Genomic DNA, 17454 nt, shown 5'->3' with positions numbered 1-17454 from the left:
CGGACTTCCAGGGCAAGGCTTCCTCGCCACCAGAGGAGATCGCCATGAGCTTTGTGTCCGCCATCCCCGCCGCGCCGTCCGCTGAGGCGGCCGCCCACTTCGCCCGCCGCTTGGCCCTGGAGACCGACTGTTCGGACGTCGCCGCGTCGATGAAGGCCGGCGAAACCGATTTCGTCCTGCTGCACGTGGTGGGCTCGCCGCAGGCCTATGCCCGCCGCCACGTGCCCGGCGCCCTGCACCTGCGCCACGCCGAGATCACCGCCGAGCGGATGGCCGAGTGGCCGGCCGACACCCTGTTCGTCGTCTACTGCGCCGGCCCGCACTGCAACGGCGCCGACCGGGCGGCGCTGAAGCTGGCGATGCTGGGCCGACCCGTGAAGCTGATGATCGGCGGCGTCACCGGCTGGGAGGACGAGGGTCTGCCATTCGCGACGGGCGTGGAGCCGGGGGTGTTGGCGGCCTAGGCGCGGTCCCCATATTCGTCGTCCCTGCATGAGGTGGGGATGACGAATTCGGGGAGGCGGGACCGGCATGACCTATCGACGGCTCGCGCGCTCCGAACTGCCGGTCGATACGGCCGCCCTGGCGCGGTTCCTCATCGGCCAGGTGGTCGTGCGGGAGACGCCGGAGGGGATCGTCAGCGGCCTGATCGTCGAGACCGAAGCCTATGTCGTGGGCGACGCGGCGGGGCACGCCTATCGCGGCATGACGCCCCGCACGCGGTCGCTGTTTCTGGAGCCCGGCCACGCCTACATCTATCTCGCCTACGGGCTCTCCTACATGCTGAACGTCTCCAGCGAGGCGGCGGGGGTCGGGGCCGGCGTCCTGATCCGAGCGCTGGAGCCGCTGGAGGGCGTGCCGATCATGCAGCGAAATCGCCGGACCGAGCGGCTGCGTGACCTGGCGCGGGGGCCGGGACGGCTGGCCCAGGCGCTGGAGATCGGGCCGTGGGCCGACGGACTGGATCTCTGCGAGGCCGGCCCCTTGTGGCTCGCGCGCGGCGACCAGACGCCTGGCGACATCGGCGAGGGCGTCAGGATCGGCATTTCGCGGGATGCGGACCGGACCTTGCGTTTCTATGTTCGCGGCAGCCCGTTCGTCAGCGGCCCGAAGTCGCTCAACACCTAGCCAGGACGCCCATGGACAAGCCGCTTCCCGACATCGTCGCGCCGGGCCTGTCCGTGGTCTTCTGCGGCCTGAACCCGGGCCTTTCCGCCGCGGCGGCGGGCCATCACTTCGTGGGTCGCAGCAACCGGTTCTGGCGCGTCCTGCACCTGGCAGGGTTCACCCCGATCCAGATCGCGCCGGAGCAGGACGCCAGCCTGCTGGCCTACGGGCTGGGCGTCACCAGCGTGGTCGAGCGGCCGACCGCCGGCGTCGACGACCTGGCGCGGTCGGAATTCGTCGACGCCGCCGCCGGGTTCGAACGCTGGGTCCGTCGCTATGCGCCGCGCCATGTCGCCTTCCTGGGCAAGACGGCCTATGCGGCAATGCTGGGTCGCCGAACCGTATCCTGGGGCCGTCAGGCCGAGCCCTTCGGCGGCGCCGTCGCCTGGGTGCTGCCCAATCCCAGCGGCCGCAATCTGGCTTTCAGCCTGGACGCGCTCGTGGCGGCTTTTCGCGAGTTGCGCCTGTCCGTCGATGATGATGAACGGGCCGGCGCCTAGGCCTTCTCGCCCAGCGCCTTCAGCATGCCCAGCCGCGCCAACTCGTCGGCCCGTTCGTTGTGGACGTGGCCGGCGTGGCCCTTGACCCAGCGCCAGTCGACCTCGTGACGGGCCCGGGCCGCGTCCAGGCGTTGCCACAGGTCGACGTTCTTGACCGGGCTCTTGTCGGCGGTCTTCCAGCCCTTGGCCTTCCAGCCGTGGATCCACTGGGTGACGCCCTTCATCACGTACTGGCTGTCGGTGTGCAGCTCGGCCTTGGTCGGCTTGTTCAGGGCCTCCAGGGCCTGGATGGCGCCCATCAGCTCCATGCGGTTGTTGGTGGTCGCCAAATCGCCGCCGCACAGCTCCTTTTTCTTGTCGCCGTACATCAAAAGGGCGCCCCAGCCGCCCGGACCCGGATTCCCGCGGCAGGCGCCGTCGGTATAGATGATCAGCTTGGGGGTCACGCGCCGGCTCCGAACAGGGACAGACCCTCGCGGTGCACGGCCAGCTTGCGCTCGTATTCCAGCGGGTCCTTCGGCTTGACCAGCGCCCCGGCCGGGGTCGCGCCCCAGTCGGCCAGGCGGGTCAGGAAGAAGCGCATGGCCGCGCCGCGCGCCAGGATCGGGATGGCGTCGCGCTCGGCCGGGCTGAGCGGGCGGCGGCGCTCGTAGCCGGCGATCAGCGCCCGGGCGGCGGTGATGTTGAAGCTGCCGTCGGCCTCGAAGCACCAGGCGTTCAGGGTCACGGAGATGTCGTAGGCGTAGGCGTCGTCGCAGGCGAAGTAGAAGTCGATGGCCGCCGCGAACTTGCCGTCCGGCTTGAAGAAGACGTTGTCGGGGAAATAGTCGGCGTGGATCACCCCCGCCGGCAGGTTTCGCGGCCAGGCCAGGGCCAGCTCGGCCAGGTCCTTGTCGATGGTTGCCGCCAGGCCGGGCTTCAGCCCCTCGGCGTCCTGGCGATGGTTCGAGAACAACCGCGCCCAGTGCGGCTGGCCCAGGTCGTTGGCGCGGCGGGCCGGATAGCCCTCGCCGGCCAGGTGCAGCCAGGCCAGGCCCTCGCCGGCCTCGCGGCAGTGGGCGACGGTGGGGCGGCGGGCCGACAGGCCGGGCAGGAACTCCACCAGGGCGGCGGGTTTGCCGCGGATGGTCTTCAGGGTCGCGCCCGAACGGTCGGCGATCGGCTTGGCGCTGGGATAGCCGCGATCGGCCAGCCAAGTCAGCAGGTCGAGGAAATAGGGCAGGTCCTCGGGCTTGGCGCGTCGTTCGTAGACCGTGAGGATGAACCGGCCGGTCGTGGTCTCCAGCAGGAAGTTGGAATTCTCCACCCCCTCGGCTATGCCCTTGAACGCCACGGCCTGTCCCAGGTCGTAGTCGCCCAGGAAGGCGGCGAGTTCGTCGTCGGTGATGTCGGTATAGACGGCCATGGCGCGGGGATGCGGGACGACGCGTCGGCGGTCAAGGGCGGGTTTCGTCGCCCGACCCCGAGAAAACCTGAAGTTGGCGCGCCTAGGCCGTCAACAGCCGGGGCAGCTTGAAGGTCACGGTCTCGCGCGCCTCGACCAGTTCCTCGACGGTGATGTCATAGCGCGTGGCCATGGCGTCGATCACGCCCTGCACCAGATCTTCAGGGGCCGAGGCCCCGGCGGTGAGGCCCACGACGTTGACGCCCTCGAACCAGGACCAGTCGATGCCGCGGGCGTCGTCGATCAGCCGGGCGTCCCGGGCGCCCGCCCGCTTGCCGACCTCCATCAGCCGCACGGAGTTGGACGAGTTCCTCGAGCCGACCACCAGGATCAGCTCCGACGCGCCGGCCAGCATCTTCACCGCCTCCTGGCGGTTGGTGGTGGCGTAGCAGATGTCTTCCTTGTGCGGCGCGGCGATGCCCGGGAAGCGCGCCTTCAGCAGGTCGACCATCTCGGCGGTGTCGTCGACCGAAAGGGTGGTCTGGGTCAGGAAGGCGACGTTGGCCGGGTTCTGGGGGATCCAGGCGCGGGCGTCGTCGATGTCCTCGATCAGGGTGACCGTGCCCTCGGGCAGCTGACCCATGGTGCCGACGACCTCGGGGTGGCCGGCGTGGCCGATCAGCACGATCTCGCGGCCGGCGTCGAAATGCTTCTGGGCCTCGACATGGACCTTGGAGACCAGCGGGCAGGTGGCGTCCAGATAGACCATCTCGCGGGCCTTGGCGGCGGCCGGCACGGTCTTGGGCACGCCGTGGGCCGAGAACACGACGGGCCGATCGCTCGGCGCCTCGTCCAGTTCCTCGATGAACACCGCGCCCAAGGCCGTCAGGCGGTCGACCACGTGCCGGTTGTGGACGATCTCGTGACGGACATAGACCGGCGCGCCGAATTTCTCGATGGTCCGCTCGACGATCTGGATCGCCCGATCGACGCCGGCGCAGAAGCCGCGCGGACTGGCCAGGACCACGCGCAGTTCGCGGCGGCCGGGGCTGGAGATGGGCGAATGGGCGTTCATGGCCCCGAACCTAAGGGTTCTGGTCCGTCCGCGCCAGCGCCCGGCTGATAAAGTCGGCTGCATCCAGTTGAAATCTGCTGCACATTGCGACGTCACGCATATGCCTTTATCAGGCTCCATGACGCTGGCGGGGAATCCCGCTCAAGCTTTCCAATCTCGAACCGGACGTTTCATGCGCCGCATTTTTCCCGTCGCCCTCAGCGCTCTGATGGCCCTCTCGATCGCCGCCACCGCGACGAGCGTTCACGCGCAGCAGCGCGGCCGTGGCGAACAAGGCCAGGGCGAAGACGATCAGGCCGCCGCCAAGAAGAAGAAGCGCGACAGCGAGTGGAACCAGCCCAAGGCCCCCCTGGCCCAGCTGCGCAACGCCGGCCCGTGCCCCTATGTGAAGGTGCTGTACGACGCCAGCCGCTATGTCGAATTCAAGGACGGCAAGGAGTCCGCCGCCCAGACCGCCTATACCGGCGAGATCCAGAGCCTGACCTCGGGCTGCGCCTACAAGAGCAACGACCCGGTCAAGATGCAGGTCCAGATGCTGTTCGAGATGGGGCGCGGTCCCCAGGCGACCGGCGACCAGAAGACCTATCGCTATTGGGTGGCGGTGACCGAGCGCAACAAGTCGGTGCTGGCCAAGGAATATTTCGACCTGCCGGTGAAGTTCCCGCAGGGCCAGGATCGCGTCTATGTGACCCAGACCCTGAACACCATCACCATCCCGCGCGCCGACGAGAAGGTCAGCGGCGGCAATTTCGAGGTCCTGATCGGCTTCGACGTGACCCCGGAAATGGCCGCCTTCAATCGTGACGGCAAGCGCTTCCGCGTCAACGCCGGCCAGACGCAACAGGCCCAGACCCAACCCGGAAACGTCGCCAAGCCATGAGTGATTTGAAGCGGTCCCTGAGCGAGGCGGCCATGGCCGCCTTCCAGGCCGCCGGACTGTCCCCCGACTTCGGTCGCGTCACCGCGTCCGACCGGCCCGACCTGGCCGACTTCCAATGCAACGGGGCCCTGGCGGCCGCCAAGAGCGCCAAGCGCAATCCGCGCGAGATCGCCGCGCAGGTCGTCGACGTCCTGAAGGCCGACCCGCGGCTGGACTCCGTCGAGATCGCCGGCGCCGGTTTCATCAATCTGCGTGTCGGCAGCGACGCCCTGTCGACCCGCGCCAACGAGATCGCCGCCGATCCGCGCGCCGGGGCCGAGCCCCTGGCTGCGCCGCGTCGCGTGCTGGTCGACTATGCCGGTCCCAACGTCGCCAAGCCGATGCATGTGGGCCACCTGCGCGCCTCGATCATCGGCGAGTCGGTCAAGCGCCTGTACCGCTTCCGCGGCGACGAGGTGAAGGGCGACGCCCACTTCGGCGACTGGGGTTTCCAGATGGGGCTGCTGATCGTCTCGGTCGGCGACGAGCGCGGTCTGTTCGAGACCAGCTTGATCGCCGAGGAGACCGGAGAGTTCATCGGGTCCGAGGCGAGCGGCCAAGTCCACCTGAAGCTGGCGGACCTGGGCCTGGAGGATCTCGACCGCGCCTACCCGGCCGCCGCCGCGCGCGCCAAGATCGACGTTCCGTTCCGCGATCGCGCCCGCCGCGCCACGGCCTTGCTGCAGGGCGGGGCCGCCGCCTACCGCGCCATCTGGACCCGCTTCGTCGAGGTCAGCCGCGTGGCCCTGGAACGGGAATTCCACGCCCTGGGCGTCGACTTCGACCTGTGGAAGGGCGAAAGCGACGCCAACGACCTGATCCCCGGCATGGTGGCCGACCTGGAGGCCAAGGGCCTGCTGGTCGAGGACCAAGGCGCGCGCATTGTTCGCGTCGCTCGGCCCGGCGAAACCAAGAAGAAGAAGCTGCCCGACGGCACGGTGGTCGAGGTCGAAAGTCCCGACCCGCTGTTGATCGTCTCGTCGGAGGGCTCGGCCATGTACGGCACGACCGACCTGGCCACGATCCTCGACCGCCGCGAGGCGTTCGATCCGAACCTGATCCTCTATTGCGTCGACCAGCGTCAGGCCGATCATTTCGAGCAGGTGTTCCGCGCCGCCTATCTGGCCGGCTACGCCCAGCCGGGCGAGCTGGAGCACATCGGTTTCGGCACCATGAACGGTCCCGACGGCACGCCGTTCAAGACCCGCGCCGGCGGCGTGCTGAAGCTGCACGACCTGATCGAAATGGCCCGTGAAAAGGCTCGCGAGCGCCTGCGTGAAGCCGGCCTCGGCGCGGACCTGGCGCCCGACGTCTTCGAGGACATCGCCCACAAGGTGGGAATCGCGGCCCTGAAGTTCGCCGATCTGCAGAACTTCCGCGGCACCTCCTACGTCTTCGATCTGGATCGTTTCACCAGCTTCGAGGGCAAGACCGGGCCGTACCTGCTGTATCAGTCCGTGCGCATCAAGAGCATCCTGCGCAAGGCGGCCGAGCAGAAGGTCATCTCGGGTCCGATCGTGGTCGGCGAGCCGGCCGAGCGCGACCTGACCCTGCTGCTGGACGCGTTCGAAGGCGCCTTGAGCGAGGCCTACGACAAGAAGGCCCCCAACTTCATCGCCGAGCACGCCTACAAGCTGGCCCAGACCTTCTCGAAGTTCTACGCGGCCTGCCCGATCCTCAGCGCCGACGAACCGGCCGTCCGGGCCTCGCGCCTGGCCCTGGCCGAGACGACGCTGAAGCAACTGGAACTGGCGCTGAACCTGCTGGGCATCGAAGCGCCGGAGCGGATGTAGCAACCCGCTAGGGGCGCACGCCGTGTTCGGTGAAGACATAGGGCCGATAGCGTGAACCGCCTCGACCGATCTTTGAGGTCACAATTTGCAACCTCAAAGTCGTGAACTCTTCAGCGGAGAGCTGAAAGGCGAAGCCATCGAGTTTCGTTTCGCCGGGTCTGCTGATTGAGGCGTTTGGTTTCGACGCCAAACACCTGGGCGAGATCTGTATCGAGAATCACAGATAGGCCGCGCACTTCGAACACCTGAGGCCTGAAGGTGACCTGGAGGCGTGCGTCGGAGGTTTTGGGTGCGTGGGTCATGGCCGCTCTTTGAGGTCACAATTTGCGACCTCAAGTTTGACTATGTTCCTGGATTGTTCGCAATCTTAGAGCGAGCCTTCACGCGCCCCGTTGACTCCGCCCGCCCCCTCGCCCAAACACGCCTCGACCCTCGCGGGAGACATCGGGATTCTGTCCCGAGGCCGAAGGCGCAACCGCCCCGGAAACGCTCAGGCAAAAGGACCGCGCGGGTTTAGGAACGCTGGAAAGAGGCAGATTTCCCAGGATGGGAGATTTGCCCGCCGAAGGAGCAAGGTCGAGCTGGCTCGACCGGAATCTCTCAGGTCAAAGGGACAGCGGGGGCGAGACCACCTGGCGAAAGCCGGGCGGCGTCGCCGACCCCGATTGGAGCCCAAAGCGTGTCCGACCCAAGCCTTTCTGGCCAAGATCTCAAGAAGACGCCCCTGTACGACGCGCACGTCGCGGCCGGCGCGCGGATGGTGCCGTTCGCCGGCTACCACATGCCGGTGCAGTACAAGGACGGGGTGCTGAAAGAGCATCTGTGGACCCGTGAGCATGCTGGCCTGTTCGACGTCTCGCACATGGGCCAGGCCCGGCTGCGCGGCGCTGATCCCGCCAAGAGCTTCGAAAAGCTGGTCTCGGCCGACTACCAGGGCCTCAAGCCCGGCAAGCAGCGCTACGCCGTGCTGCTGAACGCCGAAGGCGGGGTGATCGACGACCTGATGACGGCGCGCCCGGATGACGACGGCCTGTTCATCGTCGTCAACGGCGCCTGCAAGGACAACGACTACAAGATCATCGCCGAGACCCTGAAGGGCGAGGCGACCGTCGAGCGCCTGGAAGACCGCGCCCTGCTGGCCCTGCAGGGCCCTGAGGCCGCCGCTGTCCTGGCCGCCCATGCGCCGGAGGCCGCGGCCATGGTGTTCATGGACACCATGGCCCTGACCGCCTTCGGGACCGACGCCATCATCTCGCGCTCGGGCTACACCGGCGAGGACGGCTACGAAATCTCGGTGCCGGCCAACCAGGCCGCGCGCATCTGGAACACCCTGCTGGAAGACGAGCGCGTGAAGGCCATCGGCCTGGGCGCCCGCGACAGCCTGCGCCTGGAGGCCGGCCTGCCGCTCTACGGCCACGACATGGACGAGACGGTCTCGCCGATCGAGGCCGGCATGCCGTTCGCGGTCGGCAAGAGCCGCCGGGAGGCCGGCGACTATCTGGGCGCGGCTCGGATCAGCAAGGAGCTGGCCGGCGACCTCAAGCGCGTCCGCGTCAATCTGAAGGTGCTGGAAGGCGCCCCGGCCCGCGAGGGCGCGGAGATCGCCGACGAGACCGGCGCCGTGATCGGCGTGGTCACCAGCGGCGGCTTCGGCCCCAGCTTCGGCGGCGCCATCGCCATCGGCTTCGCGCCCCCGGCCTTCGCCAAGGTCGGAACGCTGCTGAAAGTCATCGTTCGCGGCAAGCCGCAGAAGGCCGAGGTCGTGACCTCGCCGTTCGTTCCCACTCGCTACGTGCGCAAAGTCTAGAGAAGGGCCCAGACCATGAAGTTCACCAAGGATCACGAGTGGGTCGAAGTCGCTGGCGACGTCGCGACCGTCGGCATCACTGGCTACGCCGCCGAGCAACTGGGCGACGTGGTGTTCGTCGAGGTGCCGGACGTCGGCAAGACCGTGAAACAGGGCGAAGCCCTGGCGGTCGTCGAGAGCGTCAAGGCCGCCTCCGACGTCTACGCCCCGGTGTCGGGCGAGGTGGTCGAGGCCAACGGCCAGCTGTCGGACGCGCCCGAGACCGTCAACGCCGCGCCGGAAGCCGGCGGCTGGTTCGCCAAGATCAAGCTGAGCAACCCTGCCGAGCTCGACGCCCTGATGGACCGCGCCGCCTACGAAGCGTTTCTCTCAACCCTTTAGGGAAGAACCCTTCCCCCTTGATGGGGGAAGGGCAGGGTTGGGGGTGACCCCGCCGCCCGAAACACCCCCATCCCCGACCCTTCCCCCATCAAGGGGGAAGGGGGCACGCCGCGGAAGCTTTTCATGCGATACCTCCCCCTCACACCCGAAGATCGCGCCGACATGCTCGGCGTCATCGGCGCGTCGTCGATCGACGAGCTGTTTGTCGACGTGCCCGCCGTCGCCCGCCGCAAGGATCCGGTCGATCTGCCGTTCCACGCCGGCGAGCTGGAGGTCGAGCGCGAGATGCTGGCCCTGTCGCGCCGCAACCGCTCGGCCTCGGAAGGCCCGTTCTTCGTTGGCGCGGGGGCCTATCGCCACCATGTGCCGGCCACGGTCGACCACATCATCCAGCGGTCGGAATTCCTGACCAGCTACACGCCCTACCAGCCCGAGATCGCCCAGGGCACGCTGCAGGTCTTGTTCGAGTTCCAGACCCAGGTCGCGGCCCTGACGGGGATGGAGGTCGCCAACGCCTCGCTCTATGACGGCTCCACCGCCGCCGCCGAGGCGGTGATGATGGCCACCCGCGTGACCCGTCGGAACAAGGCGGTGCTGTCGGGCGGCCTGCATCCGCACTATGTCGGCACGGTCGAGACCCTGGCCCATGCCGCCAGCGTCGCCACCGACCGCCTGGCGCCCGCCGTCGACGCCGAGGACGCGGTGATCGCCGCGATCGACGCCGACACCGCCTGCGTCGTCGTCCAGACCCCCAATGTGTTCGGCACGGCCACCGACGTGAGCAAGATCGCCGCCGCCGCCCAGGCCGCCGGCGCCCTGCTGATCGTGGTCACCACCGAGGCCGTCTCGTACGGCCTGCTCAAGTCGCCCGGCGAGATGGGCGCCGACATCGTCGTGGCCGAGGGCCAGTCGATCGGCAACGGCTTGAACTTCGGCGGCCCCTATGTCGGTCTGTTCGCCTGCAAGGAAAAATACGTCCGCCAGGCCCCCGGCCGTCTCTGCGGCGAGACCGTCGACGCCGAGGGCCGTCGCGGCTTCGTCCTGACCCTGTCGACCCGCGAGCAGCACATCCGCCGCGACAAGGCCACGTCGAACATCTGCACCAACAGCGGCCTGTGCGCCCTGGCCTTCAGCATCCACATGAGCCTGCTGGGCGAGAAGGGCCTGCGCCAACTGGCCCTGATCAACCACCAGAAGGCCGTGGCCCTGCGCGACGCCCTGGCGGCCATCCCCGGGGTCGAGATCCTGACCCCGCGCTTCTTCAACGAGTTCGCGGTCAAGCTGCCGCGCAACGCCGCCGAGGTGGTCGAGACCCTGGCCGCCAACGGCGTCATCGCCGGCGTGCCGTTCTCGCGCCTGGATCCGTCGGCCGGCCTGGACGACGTCCTGCTGGTCGCCGCCACCGAGACCACGCCCGACAGCGACATCGCCTTCTTCTCCATGGCCCTGACCAAGGTGCTGGCCCAATGAGCATGAATTCCGTCGGACGCCCGACCCGTCCCGAAGCCACCGCGAAGGCCGGCGACGCCAACGACTACGTCCACCCCACCCTGACCGGGGCCCGCGGCCTGCTGCAGGACGAGGCGCTGATCTTCGAACTGAACGCCTGGGACAAGACCGGCGTGGATCTGCCGGACGCCTCGCCGGCCGACGACCTGGGCGACCTGGTCCGCACAGCGTCGATCGGTTTGCCGGGCCTGTCCGAGCCCGAGGCGGTGCGCCACTACGTGCGCCTGTCCCAGAAGAACCACGCCATCGACCTGGCGCTGTATCCGCTGGGCTCGTGCACGATGAAGCACAACCCGCGCCTGAACGAGAAGATGGCGCGCCTGCCGGGCTTCTCCGACATCCACCCGCTGCAGCCGCAGTCGACGGTGCAGGGCGCTCTTGAGTTGATGGACCGCCTGGCCCACTGGCTGAAGACCCTGACCGGCATGCCGGCGGTGGCCCTCAGCCCCAAGGCCGGGGCCCACGGCGAGATGTGCGGCATGCTGGCCATCCGCGCGGCCCACGAGGCCAATGGCCAGGGCCACCGCAAGACGGTGCTGGCCCCGACCAGCGCCCACGGCACCAACCCGGCCACGGCGGCCTTCGTCGGCTACACCGTGGTCGAGATCGCCCAGACCGACGACGGCCGGGTCGACCTGGCCGACCTGGAGGCCAAGCTGGGCGACCATGTGGCCGCCATCATGGTCACCAACCCCAACACGTGCGGCCTGTTCGAGCGCGACGTCGTTGAGATCGCCCGCCTGACCCACGCGGCGGGGGCCTATTTCTACTGCGACGGCGCCAATTTCAACGCCATCGTCGGCCGGGTGCGTCCGGGCGACCTGGGCGTCGACGCCATGCACATCAACCTGCACAAGACCTTCTCAACCCCGCACGGCGGCGGCGGACCGGGCGCGGGTCCGGTGGTGCTGAGCGCCGCCCTGGCCCCGTTCGCCCCCACCCCCTGGGTGGTCAGCCGCGATGACCACGGCTTCAGGCTGGTCGAGGAGGCCAAGGGCCCCGCCGCCCAGGCCTTCGGCCGGATGAGCGCTTTCCATGGCCAGATGGGCATGTTCGTGCGGGCCTACGCCTACATGCTCAGCCACGGGGCCGACGGCCTGCGCCAGGTGGCCGAGGACGCCGTCCTCAACGCCAACTACATCAAGGCCCGCCTGTCGGACCTGATGAGCCCGGCCTTCCCGAACGGACCCTGCATGCATGAGGCTCTGTTCGACGACACCTGGCTGGAGGACACCGGGGTGACCACGCTCGACTTCGCCAAGGCGATGATCGACGAGGGCTTCCACCCGATGACCATGTACTTCCCGCTGGTCGTGCACGGCGCGATGCTGATCGAGCCGACCGAGACCGAGAGCAAGCAGGAGCTGGACCGCTTCATCACCGCGCTTCGGGCCTTGGCTGGGGCGGCGAAGGGGGGCGAGGTCGACCGCTTCAAGGGCGCCCCGTACCACGCCCCGCTCAAGCGCCTGGACGAGACCTTGGCGGCGCGTAAACCACGTTTGAGGTGGAAACCTGTGGCCGCCGCGCCACTGGCGGCGGAATAGGCGCCACAGTCGGATGAATCGGAACGGGGCGCCTTTACGGAACGGCGCCCCGTTCTCATATCGGGTTCTGTGAGCCGAGGAGGCCGGCCGTCGCCGGGATCAAACGGACCACGGAACCCGTTTCATCCTGCCATGAACCTTGCCCTCGCCATGCCGCCCGTGCGCTTCTCCGCCGCCGATGAACTCGCCCGCGAGCTTCTCGGGCGGATTTCGCGCGTCGTTCTGGTGACGCTGGGCCTGATCCTGATCGTGGCGGGCTTCCTGATCGCGCCGCTGCCCGGCCCGTTGGGCGTGCCGCTGACCGTGGTCGGCCTGATGCTGGTGCTGCGTAACTCGTTCCGGGCCCGCAAGCAGTTCGTCCGCTTCCAGCACGCCCACCCCAAGCTGCTGTTCCCGCTTCGCCGCCTGCTGCGTCGCGAGCCGGAAGTGATTCCGGTCGCCTGGCAGCAGGTCCTGCGCATGGAGCGCCTGATCGTTCCGCGCCGCTGGCGCGTGGCCAAGCGCTGGCGTCGGTCCCTCAGGCGCTCGCCGATCAAGCAGCGTCCGTGAGCTCGGCGGCCGAGGCGCTGGCCGGACTGCCTTCGAGGCTCAATCGCCGCCGTCGCCGTCTGGCCCTGATCCTGCGCGAGACCACGGGTCGCGTTGCCCGCTGGGCGGCGCTGGGCTTTGGCGTGCTGGTGCTGCTGGCCGGGATCGTCCTGACGCCCCTGCCGGGGCATGTGGGCCTGCCCATGCTGGTCATCGGGCTAATGATCGTGCTGCGCAACTCGTTCCAGGCCAAGCGCCGCTTCCTGCGCTGGCAGCGCCGCCATCCCAAGCTGATCTTCCCGATCCGCCGGCTGATGCGCCGCGAGCCGGAGATCATGCTGGTGGCGTGGCAGCAGTTGCTGCGGTCCGAGAAGGTTTTCCTGCGCAAGGCCCAGTGGCGAGTGCTCAAGCGCGGGCGCAAGCACCTGAAACGGCGCTGGCTGAAGAAACAGCCGGTCTAGGCGACGCCCTCTTCCCCTTTTGGGGGAAGACGACCGCGAAGCGGTCCGTAGGGGGCAAGTGTTAGCCGCACGACGCTAACAGGCTGTCTTCTTGCCACCCATCACTTGCCCCCACCTGACCGCTTCGCGGTCTGTCCGCCCCCAAAGGAGGCGGAGGGCTCACCGATCAACAAAAAGGGCGCGCCCCGCGAGGAGCGCGCCCTTGATGTTTTGGCCGGTGTGAAACCGCTATTGCAGCTTCGAACCGATCTGGCCGATCGCCTTGTCGACGAGTCCGTCCGAGGCGCCGGCCGCGAGGCGGGCGACCAGGATCTGCTCGGCGGCCTGGGCGGCGAGGTCGACAGCGGCCGACTTGACGTCGGCGGCGGCCTGGGCTTCGGCCTGGGCGATCTTGCGCTCGGCCATTTCGGCGCGACGCGTGATCTGCTCCTCGAGCCGGGCCCTGGCTTCGGACGCGATCAGCGCGGCGTCGGCATGGGCGGCTTCGAGCATGCCGGCGGCTTGACGCTCGGCTTCTTCCCGCTGGGCCTTCACGTCGGCGAGCAGGGCCTGGGCCTCTTCCCGCAGTTGCTGGGCTTCGTCGAGTTCGGCCTTGATCTTGGCCGCATGGGCGTCGAGCGCGCCGAACAGGGCGCCCGGCAGGACCTTGAGCACGACCAGCAGGCCGATGAACAGGGCCAGGGCGACCAGAACCCACAGCTCGGGATTGGCGAGATCGAAGAGGGTTTCGTGTTCCATCGTCGTCTCTCCTTAGGCCAGCGAGGCCTTGAGCTCGGCGGCCGAAGCCGCCTTGCCCGTCAGCTTCTCGACGATGGCGCCGGCCGTTTCCGAGGCCACCGTGCGGACGTGGCCCATGGCCACGTCGCGGGAAGCCTGGATGCGGGCCTCGGCGGCCGCCAGCTTTTCAGCCAGCGCAGCCTCTTCCTTCGCCTGACGCTCGGCGGCTTCGGCCGAAGCCTTGGCCTTGGCGTCCGCCGCGGTCTTCTGGGCCTTGGCGCGAGCCTCGGCCACCTCGGCCGCGGCCGCGCGGGCCTGGACCTCGGCTTCGTCCTTCAGACGACGGGCGTCGGCGATGTCGCCGGCGATCTTGGCGCCGCGTTCCTCGATCGCGCTGCTGACCCGGGGCAGAAGCACCTTGGACAGCACCGCGAAGAGGACGGCGAAGATGAGCAGCAGCCAGACGATCTGTCCGCCCCAATGCTCGAACTGCAGCTGCGGAAGGCCGCTGCTCTCGTGCTTGGGGGCTTCAGTCGTCTCGACCGTGCCGTGGGGTTCCGTCGCCATGGGCGAAGTCGCCTCTCAGCTAAGGTTTAGGAGAACAGGATCAGGAAGGCGATGACCAGGGCGAAGATGCCCAGGGCTTCGGTCAGAGCCATGCCCAGGAACAGCATCGGACGCTCTTGAGCGGCGGCGGTCGGGTTGCGCAGGGCGCCCTGGAAGTAGTTGCCGAACATGATGCCCAGGCCGATGCCCGCGCCGACCATGCCGAGCATAGCCAGACCGGCGCCGATGTACTTAGCAGCTGCAGCGTCCATGATTGAGACTCCTTGGAAACGGTGTGTTGGTTGAAAGACTAAAGGTTGATCAGTGGCTGTCGAGGTGCACGACGTCGTTCAGATAGACGCAGGTGAGCACCGCGAACACGAAGGCCTGAAGGAAGGCCACCATGAACTCTAGGGCCGTCAGGGCGATGACGGAGGTCAGCGACAGCAGGCCCACCAGCCAATAGGCCGGGGCCATGGCCAGCAGGATGGCCACGAAGGTCGCGAAGATCTTCAGCACCACGTGGCCGCCCAGCATGTTGCCGAACAAACGAAGGGCCAGGGTGACCGGGCGGATCAGGAACGAGATGATCTCGATCGGGACCAGCAGGAAATACAGCGGCCACGGCACGCCCGACGGGGCGAACAGCTTGAAGAACTTCAGGCCGTTCTTGGCGAAGCCGACGCCGATCACCGTCAGGATGACCAGCATGCCCAAGGTCAGGGTCACGGCCAACTGCGAGGTGGCGGTGAAGCCCAGGAAGTTGCCGGTCCAGCCGAACAGCATGCCCTGCAGGTTCATGAACAGCACAAAGGCGAACAGGGTGAAGACGAACGGCAGGTACTTCTTGCCGTCGTGACCGATGATCGAGCTGGTCAGGCCGTCGACCAATCCATAGAGCAGCTCGCCGGTGGTCTGCAGGCGGCCGGGAATGACGGCGCCGCGGCCCGCGAAGGCGTAGAAGACCATGATCAGCGTCGCGGCCAGCAGCATGGCGGCGATCGAATTGGTGATCGACAGGTCGATCGCGCCCAGGCCCGGCACGGTAAAGGTCGGCAGCTCCACGATCTTCTTGATCATGAACTGGTGCATCGGGTCGATCGGCGTGGCCAAGGCCCTAGTCTCTCTTCTGCTTGGGGGCGGTAGACCCGCCTCCCGTGTCTCCGTCGGCCCCATCCCTTTGCCGGGATTCGGCCGACGCCTGCGCGCTCAGTTTTGTCGCCTTGCGGACGACGATGTAGATCGAGATCCCCATGCCGATCAGCAGACCGCCGACCATGCCCCAGGGCCCCGTGCCGGCGTAACGGTCGAGCAGCCAGCCAAAGCCGAGCCCCACCAGAACGCCCCCGATCAGATCCGCCAGAAGACGATAGCCGTCCTGGGACGATTTCTCGTGCTCGGCGCGTATCGGCTGTTCCGCCGCCTTTCGCGCCTCGAAGGCGGCGATCCGAGCGTCGAGACTCTGTGGAGCCCTGTCGTTCGGTTCGTCGGCCTTGGGCATGGGAGCGGTCAGGTCCGAAAACGCCCGCGGCCGCCCCAAAGGAGGCGGTTTTCCGGCCGGCTTGATCGCGGCGGAACCTATAGGGCGCGCTGCGGTGCGTCAAGGTTGGCCAGCGTCCCATCAAGTGGCGGTTTTATAACGGCTTTTGGAGATTTTCGGGCCTCATGCCGAAATCATCGGGTCCTTACGTGATCGAGGGCCCTGATCCGCGGCGGTTTCGCAGCGGGCGGTTCCGTAGCGGAACCGTCAGCAAAGCCGCGACGCGCTTCCAGATCGAGAAACGACGGTCCCAAATCCCTGGCCCGGCCGGGCGGCCATCCAGTCCGCGTCCATTCGCCAAGGGCCGGTCAGGGGATGGTCAATTGCTTTTCCCGGCGTTTTGGGGTCTTAGGAGCGCACTTTCCACCAACCAGAAGATTCATGTCGCATCTGAAGAACACCGGCTTCGCCGATCGCATCTCCGCCGCCGCCGAAGCCAAGAAGGCCATGCTGGCCAAGATGAAGGCGAAGCCCGCCGTCCAGGACCCCAACTTCGAGCAGCGCCACGCCGAGCGCGAAGCCGAGCTGGAACGGGTCCGCGCCGAACGCGCCGCGATCAAGGAAGCCGCCCGCCAGGAAGTCCTGGCGCGGGAAGAAGCCGCCTTGGCCGAGAAGCGCGCTGACCGCAAGGAACGCAAGGCGCTGACCCAGGCCGAGCAGAAGGCCGCTCGCGACGCCAAATACGCCGCCCGCAAGGCGCGCCAGAAGTAATCACTGATACTCGGCTCTATAGCGTGGTCCCGGCCCGTCTTGAGGGCGGACCACGCGAGGGCTTGAACCAGATGCACGTCGATTTCGCCCTGCTGGCCACGATGTTCGCCGTGGCCGCGATCGCTGGGGCGTTCGACGCCATCGCCGGTGGCGGCGGATTGCTGACCGTGCCGGCCCTGCTGCTGACCGGCATGAACCCCGTCGCGGCTCTGGGCACCAACAAGCTGCAGGGCGCCGTCAGCGCGCTGTCCTCCACCACAGCCTTCGCCCGTCGCGGCCTGATCGACTGGAAGACCGCCCTTCCCGTGGCCGGGACCGCCGCCGTCGCCGGCCTGTGCGGCGCGCTCTGCGCCAGCCTGCTGTCGCCGCGCGTCCTGGCGACCCTGGTCCCGGTCCTGCTGATCGTCATCGCCCTCTATTTCGGCTTTTCGAAGGGGCTCAAGGGCGAGGACGTCCATCCGCGCCTGACCCTGCCGGTCTTCGCCTTTTGCGTGACGCCGCTGATCGGCTTCTATGATGGGATCTTCGGGCCCGGGGCCGGCGCCTTCTACATGGTCGCCATCGTCACCCTGCTGGGCTACGGCGCGCTGAAGGCCACGGCGCACACCAAGCTGGCCAATGCGGCGTCAAACCTGGGCAGCCTTTCGCTGTTCATCCTGAAAGGCGCGGTCGTCTGGCCGATCGGCCTGGCCATGGCGGCGGGGGCGTTCATTGGGGCGCAGGTGGGCTCGCGGCTGGCGATGCGGTTCGGGGCCCGGCTGATCCGGCCGCTCCTGGTTGTGATGTCGTGCGCGATGGCGGTGAAGCTGCTGAGCGATCCGGCGAACCCGCTGCGGCACGCGGTGGTCGGGCTTTTTGGCGGCTAGCTCAGC

At 68.0% G+C, this 17454-nt stretch carries 21 protein-coding genes, 1 pseudogene and 1 riboswitch; of the genes and pseudogenes, 13 read left to right on the top strand and 9 right to left on the bottom strand.

From position 1 onward, the window contains the following. The first annotated feature begins 44 nt into the window (after positions 1-44). The 3 genes from WAL33_RS13410 (at position 45) to mug (ending at position 1667) form a co-directional block, all read left to right on the top strand. Complete coding sequence (locus tag WAL33_RS13410; RefSeq protein WP_422182045.1) at positions 45-464, top strand: rhodanese-like domain-containing protein; 420 nt, start codon at positions 45-47, stop codon at positions 462-464. A gap of 67 nt (positions 465-531) precedes the next feature. Continuing rightward, complete coding sequence (locus tag WAL33_RS13405) at positions 532-1128, top strand: DNA-3-methyladenine glycosylase (protein ID WP_422182044.1); 597 nt, start codon at positions 532-534, stop codon at positions 1126-1128. An 11-nt stretch (positions 1129-1139) separates the two neighbouring features. Further along, the gene (gene mug, locus WAL33_RS13400) at positions 1140-1667 is read left to right on the top strand and encodes a G/U mismatch-specific DNA glycosylase (protein WP_422182043.1); all 528 of its coding nucleotides are present in this window, start codon (positions 1140-1142) and stop codon (positions 1665-1667) included. Here the strand turns inward: mug and rnhA are convergent. From rnhA to ispH, 3 genes are all read right to left on the bottom strand, one after another. After that, positions 1664-2113, bottom strand: a complete 450-nt coding sequence (gene rnhA / locus WAL33_RS13395) for a ribonuclease HI (RefSeq protein WP_165190629.1) — start codon at positions 2111-2113, stop codon at positions 1664-1666. The genes mug and rnhA overlap by 4 nt on opposite strands. Next, a complete protein-coding gene (gene thrB, locus WAL33_RS13390; RefSeq protein WP_422182042.1) occupies positions 2110-3072 on the bottom strand; it encodes a homoserine kinase in 963 nt (320 codons plus the stop codon). Before thrB ends, rnhA begins: the two co-directional genes overlap by 4 nt. Before the next feature lie 82 nt (positions 3073-3154). Beyond that, the gene (gene ispH / locus WAL33_RS13385; protein ID WP_422182041.1) at positions 3155-4126 is read right to left on the bottom strand and encodes a 4-hydroxy-3-methylbut-2-enyl diphosphate reductase; all 972 of its coding nucleotides are present in this window, start codon (positions 4124-4126) and stop codon (positions 3155-3157) included. A gap of 172 nt (positions 4127-4298) precedes the next feature. Between ispH and WAL33_RS13380 the strand changes: the two genes are divergently transcribed. Together WAL33_RS13380 and argS are read left to right on the top strand one after the other, a co-directional pair. Then, complete coding sequence (locus WAL33_RS13380) at positions 4299-5006, top strand: Tat pathway signal sequence domain protein (RefSeq protein ID WP_422182040.1); 708 nt, start codon at positions 4299-4301, stop codon at positions 5004-5006. Beyond that, complete coding sequence (gene argS, locus WAL33_RS13375) at positions 5003-6838, top strand: arginine--tRNA ligase (RefSeq protein WP_422182039.1); 1836 nt, start codon at positions 5003-5005, stop codon at positions 6836-6838. The genes WAL33_RS13380 and argS overlap by 4 nt, the downstream gene beginning before the upstream one ends. A gap of 7 nt (positions 6839-6845) precedes the next feature. On the opposite strand, the pseudogene WAL33_RS13370 reads toward argS, so the two are convergent. After that, positions 6846-7140, bottom strand: a pseudogene (locus tag WAL33_RS13370) (ORF6N domain-containing protein). A 123-nt stretch (positions 7141-7263) separates the two neighbouring features. Beyond that, positions 7264-7354, top strand: a riboswitch (glycine riboswitch). Positions 7355-7517: 163 nt separating this feature from the next. On the opposite strand from WAL33_RS13370, the gene gcvT reads away from it, so the two are divergent. From gcvT to WAL33_RS13340, 6 genes are all read left to right on the top strand, one after another. Beyond that, positions 7518-8645 (top strand): glycine cleavage system aminomethyltransferase GcvT, encoded by a 1128-nt coding sequence (gene gcvT / locus WAL33_RS13365; RefSeq protein WP_422182038.1) that lies wholly within the window; start codon positions 7518-7520, stop codon positions 8643-8645. Between the two features lie 15 nt (positions 8646-8660). Further along, positions 8661-9026 (top strand): glycine cleavage system protein GcvH, encoded by a 366-nt coding sequence (gcvH, locus tag WAL33_RS13360; protein WP_422182037.1) that lies wholly within the window; start codon positions 8661-8663, stop codon positions 9024-9026. Positions 9027-9149: 123 nt separating this feature from the next. Continuing rightward, positions 9150-10496 (top strand): aminomethyl-transferring glycine dehydrogenase subunit GcvPA, encoded by a 1347-nt coding sequence (gene gcvPA / locus WAL33_RS13355; RefSeq protein WP_422182036.1) that lies wholly within the window; start codon positions 9150-9152, stop codon positions 10494-10496. Then, positions 10493-12079: an aminomethyl-transferring glycine dehydrogenase subunit GcvPB gene (gene gcvPB, locus WAL33_RS13350; RefSeq protein WP_422182035.1), complete on the top strand. Its 1587-nt coding sequence runs from the start codon at positions 10493-10495 to the stop codon at positions 12077-12079. Before gcvPA ends, gcvPB begins: the two co-directional genes overlap by 4 nt. Positions 12080-12211: 132 nt before the next feature. Further along, positions 12212-12628 carry a hypothetical protein gene (locus tag WAL33_RS13345; RefSeq protein WP_422182034.1) on the top strand — a complete coding sequence of 139 codons (417 nt, stop codon included), beginning with the start codon at positions 12212-12214 and terminating at the stop codon, positions 12626-12628. Further along, the gene (locus WAL33_RS13340; protein WP_422182033.1) at positions 12625-13068 is read left to right on the top strand and encodes a hypothetical protein; all 444 of its coding nucleotides are present in this window, start codon (positions 12625-12627) and stop codon (positions 13066-13068) included. Before WAL33_RS13345 ends, WAL33_RS13340 begins: the two co-directional genes overlap by 4 nt. Before the next feature lie 228 nt (positions 13069-13296). Here the strand turns inward: WAL33_RS13340 and WAL33_RS13335 are convergent, their stop codons facing one another. The 5 genes from WAL33_RS13335 to WAL33_RS13315 are packed head-to-tail and all read right to left on the bottom strand — an operon-like array spanning position 13297 to position 15832. Further along, the gene (locus WAL33_RS13335) at positions 13297-13806 is read right to left on the bottom strand and encodes a F0F1 ATP synthase subunit B (protein ID WP_422182032.1); all 510 of its coding nucleotides are present in this window, start codon (positions 13804-13806) and stop codon (positions 13297-13299) included. 12 nt (positions 13807-13818) lie between these two features. After that, entirely contained in the window at positions 13819-14352 is a 534-nt protein-coding gene (locus tag WAL33_RS13330) for a hypothetical protein (RefSeq protein WP_422182031.1), read from the bottom strand. 26 nt (positions 14353-14378) lie between these two features. After that, positions 14379-14603, bottom strand: a complete 225-nt coding sequence (locus tag WAL33_RS13325; protein ID WP_422182030.1) for a F0F1 ATP synthase subunit C — start codon at positions 14601-14603, stop codon at positions 14379-14381. A 49-nt stretch (positions 14604-14652) separates the two neighbouring features. Continuing rightward, positions 14653-15423 carry a F0F1 ATP synthase subunit A gene (locus WAL33_RS13320; protein ID WP_422182068.1) on the bottom strand — a complete coding sequence of 257 codons (771 nt, stop codon included), beginning with the start codon at positions 15421-15423 and terminating at the stop codon, positions 14653-14655. 25 nt (positions 15424-15448) lie between these two features. Next, complete coding sequence (locus WAL33_RS13315) at positions 15449-15832, bottom strand: AtpZ/AtpI family protein (protein ID WP_422182029.1); 384 nt, start codon at positions 15830-15832, stop codon at positions 15449-15451. A gap of 420 nt (positions 15833-16252) precedes the next feature. Between WAL33_RS13315 and WAL33_RS13310 the strand changes: the two genes are divergently transcribed. Both WAL33_RS13310 and WAL33_RS13305 read left to right on the top strand, forming a co-directional pair. Then, positions 16253-16582, top strand: coding sequence for a DUF6481 family protein (locus WAL33_RS13310; RefSeq protein WP_422182028.1), 330 nt, complete (start codon positions 16253-16255; stop codon positions 16580-16582). A 71-nt stretch (positions 16583-16653) separates the two neighbouring features. Continuing rightward, positions 16654-17448: a TSUP family transporter gene (locus WAL33_RS13305; RefSeq protein ID WP_422182067.1), complete on the top strand. Its 795-nt coding sequence runs from the start codon at positions 16654-16656 to the stop codon at positions 17446-17448. Positions 17449-17454 lie beyond the last annotated feature (6 nt).

The organism is Caulobacter sp. (assembly GCF_049283275.1).
In the GTDB taxonomy this organism is placed as follows: domain Bacteria; phylum Pseudomonadota; class Alphaproteobacteria; order Caulobacterales; family Caulobacteraceae; genus Caulobacter.
Note: the sequence above shows the minus strand (reverse complement) of the source record. Positions and strands in the feature narration are given on the sequence as shown.

Bases quoted from the DNA above. Each gene is read 5' to 3' on its own strand.
- WAL33_RS13335 (WP_422182032.1), bottom strand. From the start codon at position 13,806: ATGGAACACGAAACCCTCTTCGATCTCGCCAATCCCGAGCTGTGGGTT.
- WAL33_RS13410 (WP_422182045.1), top strand. From the start codon at position 45: ATGAGCTTTGTGTCCGCCATCCCCGCCGCGCCGTCCGCTGAGGCGGCC.
- WAL33_RS13325 (WP_422182030.1), bottom strand. From the start codon at position 14,603: ATGGACGCTGCAGCTGCTAAGTACATCGGCGCCGGTCTGGCTATGCTC.
- ispH (WP_422182041.1), bottom strand. From the start codon at position 4,126: ATGAACGCCCATTCGCCCATCTCCAGCCCCGGCCGCCGCGAACTGCGC.
- WAL33_RS13380 (WP_422182040.1), top strand. From the start codon at position 4,299: ATGCGCCGCATTTTTCCCGTCGCCCTCAGCGCTCTGATGGCCCTCTCG.
- mug (WP_422182043.1), top strand. From the start codon at position 1,140: ATGGACAAGCCGCTTCCCGACATCGTCGCGCCGGGCCTGTCCGTGGTC.
- gcvH (WP_422182037.1), top strand. From the start codon at position 8,661: ATGAAGTTCACCAAGGATCACGAGTGGGTCGAAGTCGCTGGCGACGTC.
- WAL33_RS13330 (WP_422182031.1), bottom strand. From the start codon at position 14,352: ATGGCGACGGAACCCCACGGCACGGTCGAGACGACTGAAGCCCCCAAG.
- WAL33_RS13310 (WP_422182028.1), top strand. From the start codon at position 16,253: ATGTCGCATCTGAAGAACACCGGCTTCGCCGATCGCATCTCCGCCGCC.
- thrB (WP_422182042.1), bottom strand. From the start codon at position 3,072: ATGGCCGTCTATACCGACATCACCGACGACGAACTCGCCGCCTTCCTG.
- WAL33_RS13320 (WP_422182068.1), bottom strand. From the start codon at position 15,423: ATGCACCAGTTCATGATCAAGAAGATCGTGGAGCTGCCGACCTTTACC.
- WAL33_RS13305 (WP_422182067.1), top strand. From the start codon at position 16,654: ATGCACGTCGATTTCGCCCTGCTGGCCACGATGTTCGCCGTGGCCGCG.
- gcvPA (WP_422182036.1), top strand. From the start codon at position 9,150: ATGCGATACCTCCCCCTCACACCCGAAGATCGCGCCGACATGCTCGGC.
- WAL33_RS13405 (WP_422182044.1), top strand. From the start codon at position 532: ATGACCTATCGACGGCTCGCGCGCTCCGAACTGCCGGTCGATACGGCC.
- WAL33_RS13345 (WP_422182034.1), top strand. From the start codon at position 12,212: ATGAACCTTGCCCTCGCCATGCCGCCCGTGCGCTTCTCCGCCGCCGAT.
- argS (WP_422182039.1), top strand. From the start codon at position 5,003: ATGAGTGATTTGAAGCGGTCCCTGAGCGAGGCGGCCATGGCCGCCTTC.
- WAL33_RS13315 (WP_422182029.1), bottom strand. From the start codon at position 15,832: ATGCCCAAGGCCGACGAACCGAACGACAGGGCTCCACAGAGTCTCGAC.
- gcvPB (WP_422182035.1), top strand. From the start codon at position 10,493: ATGAGCATGAATTCCGTCGGACGCCCGACCCGTCCCGAAGCCACCGCG.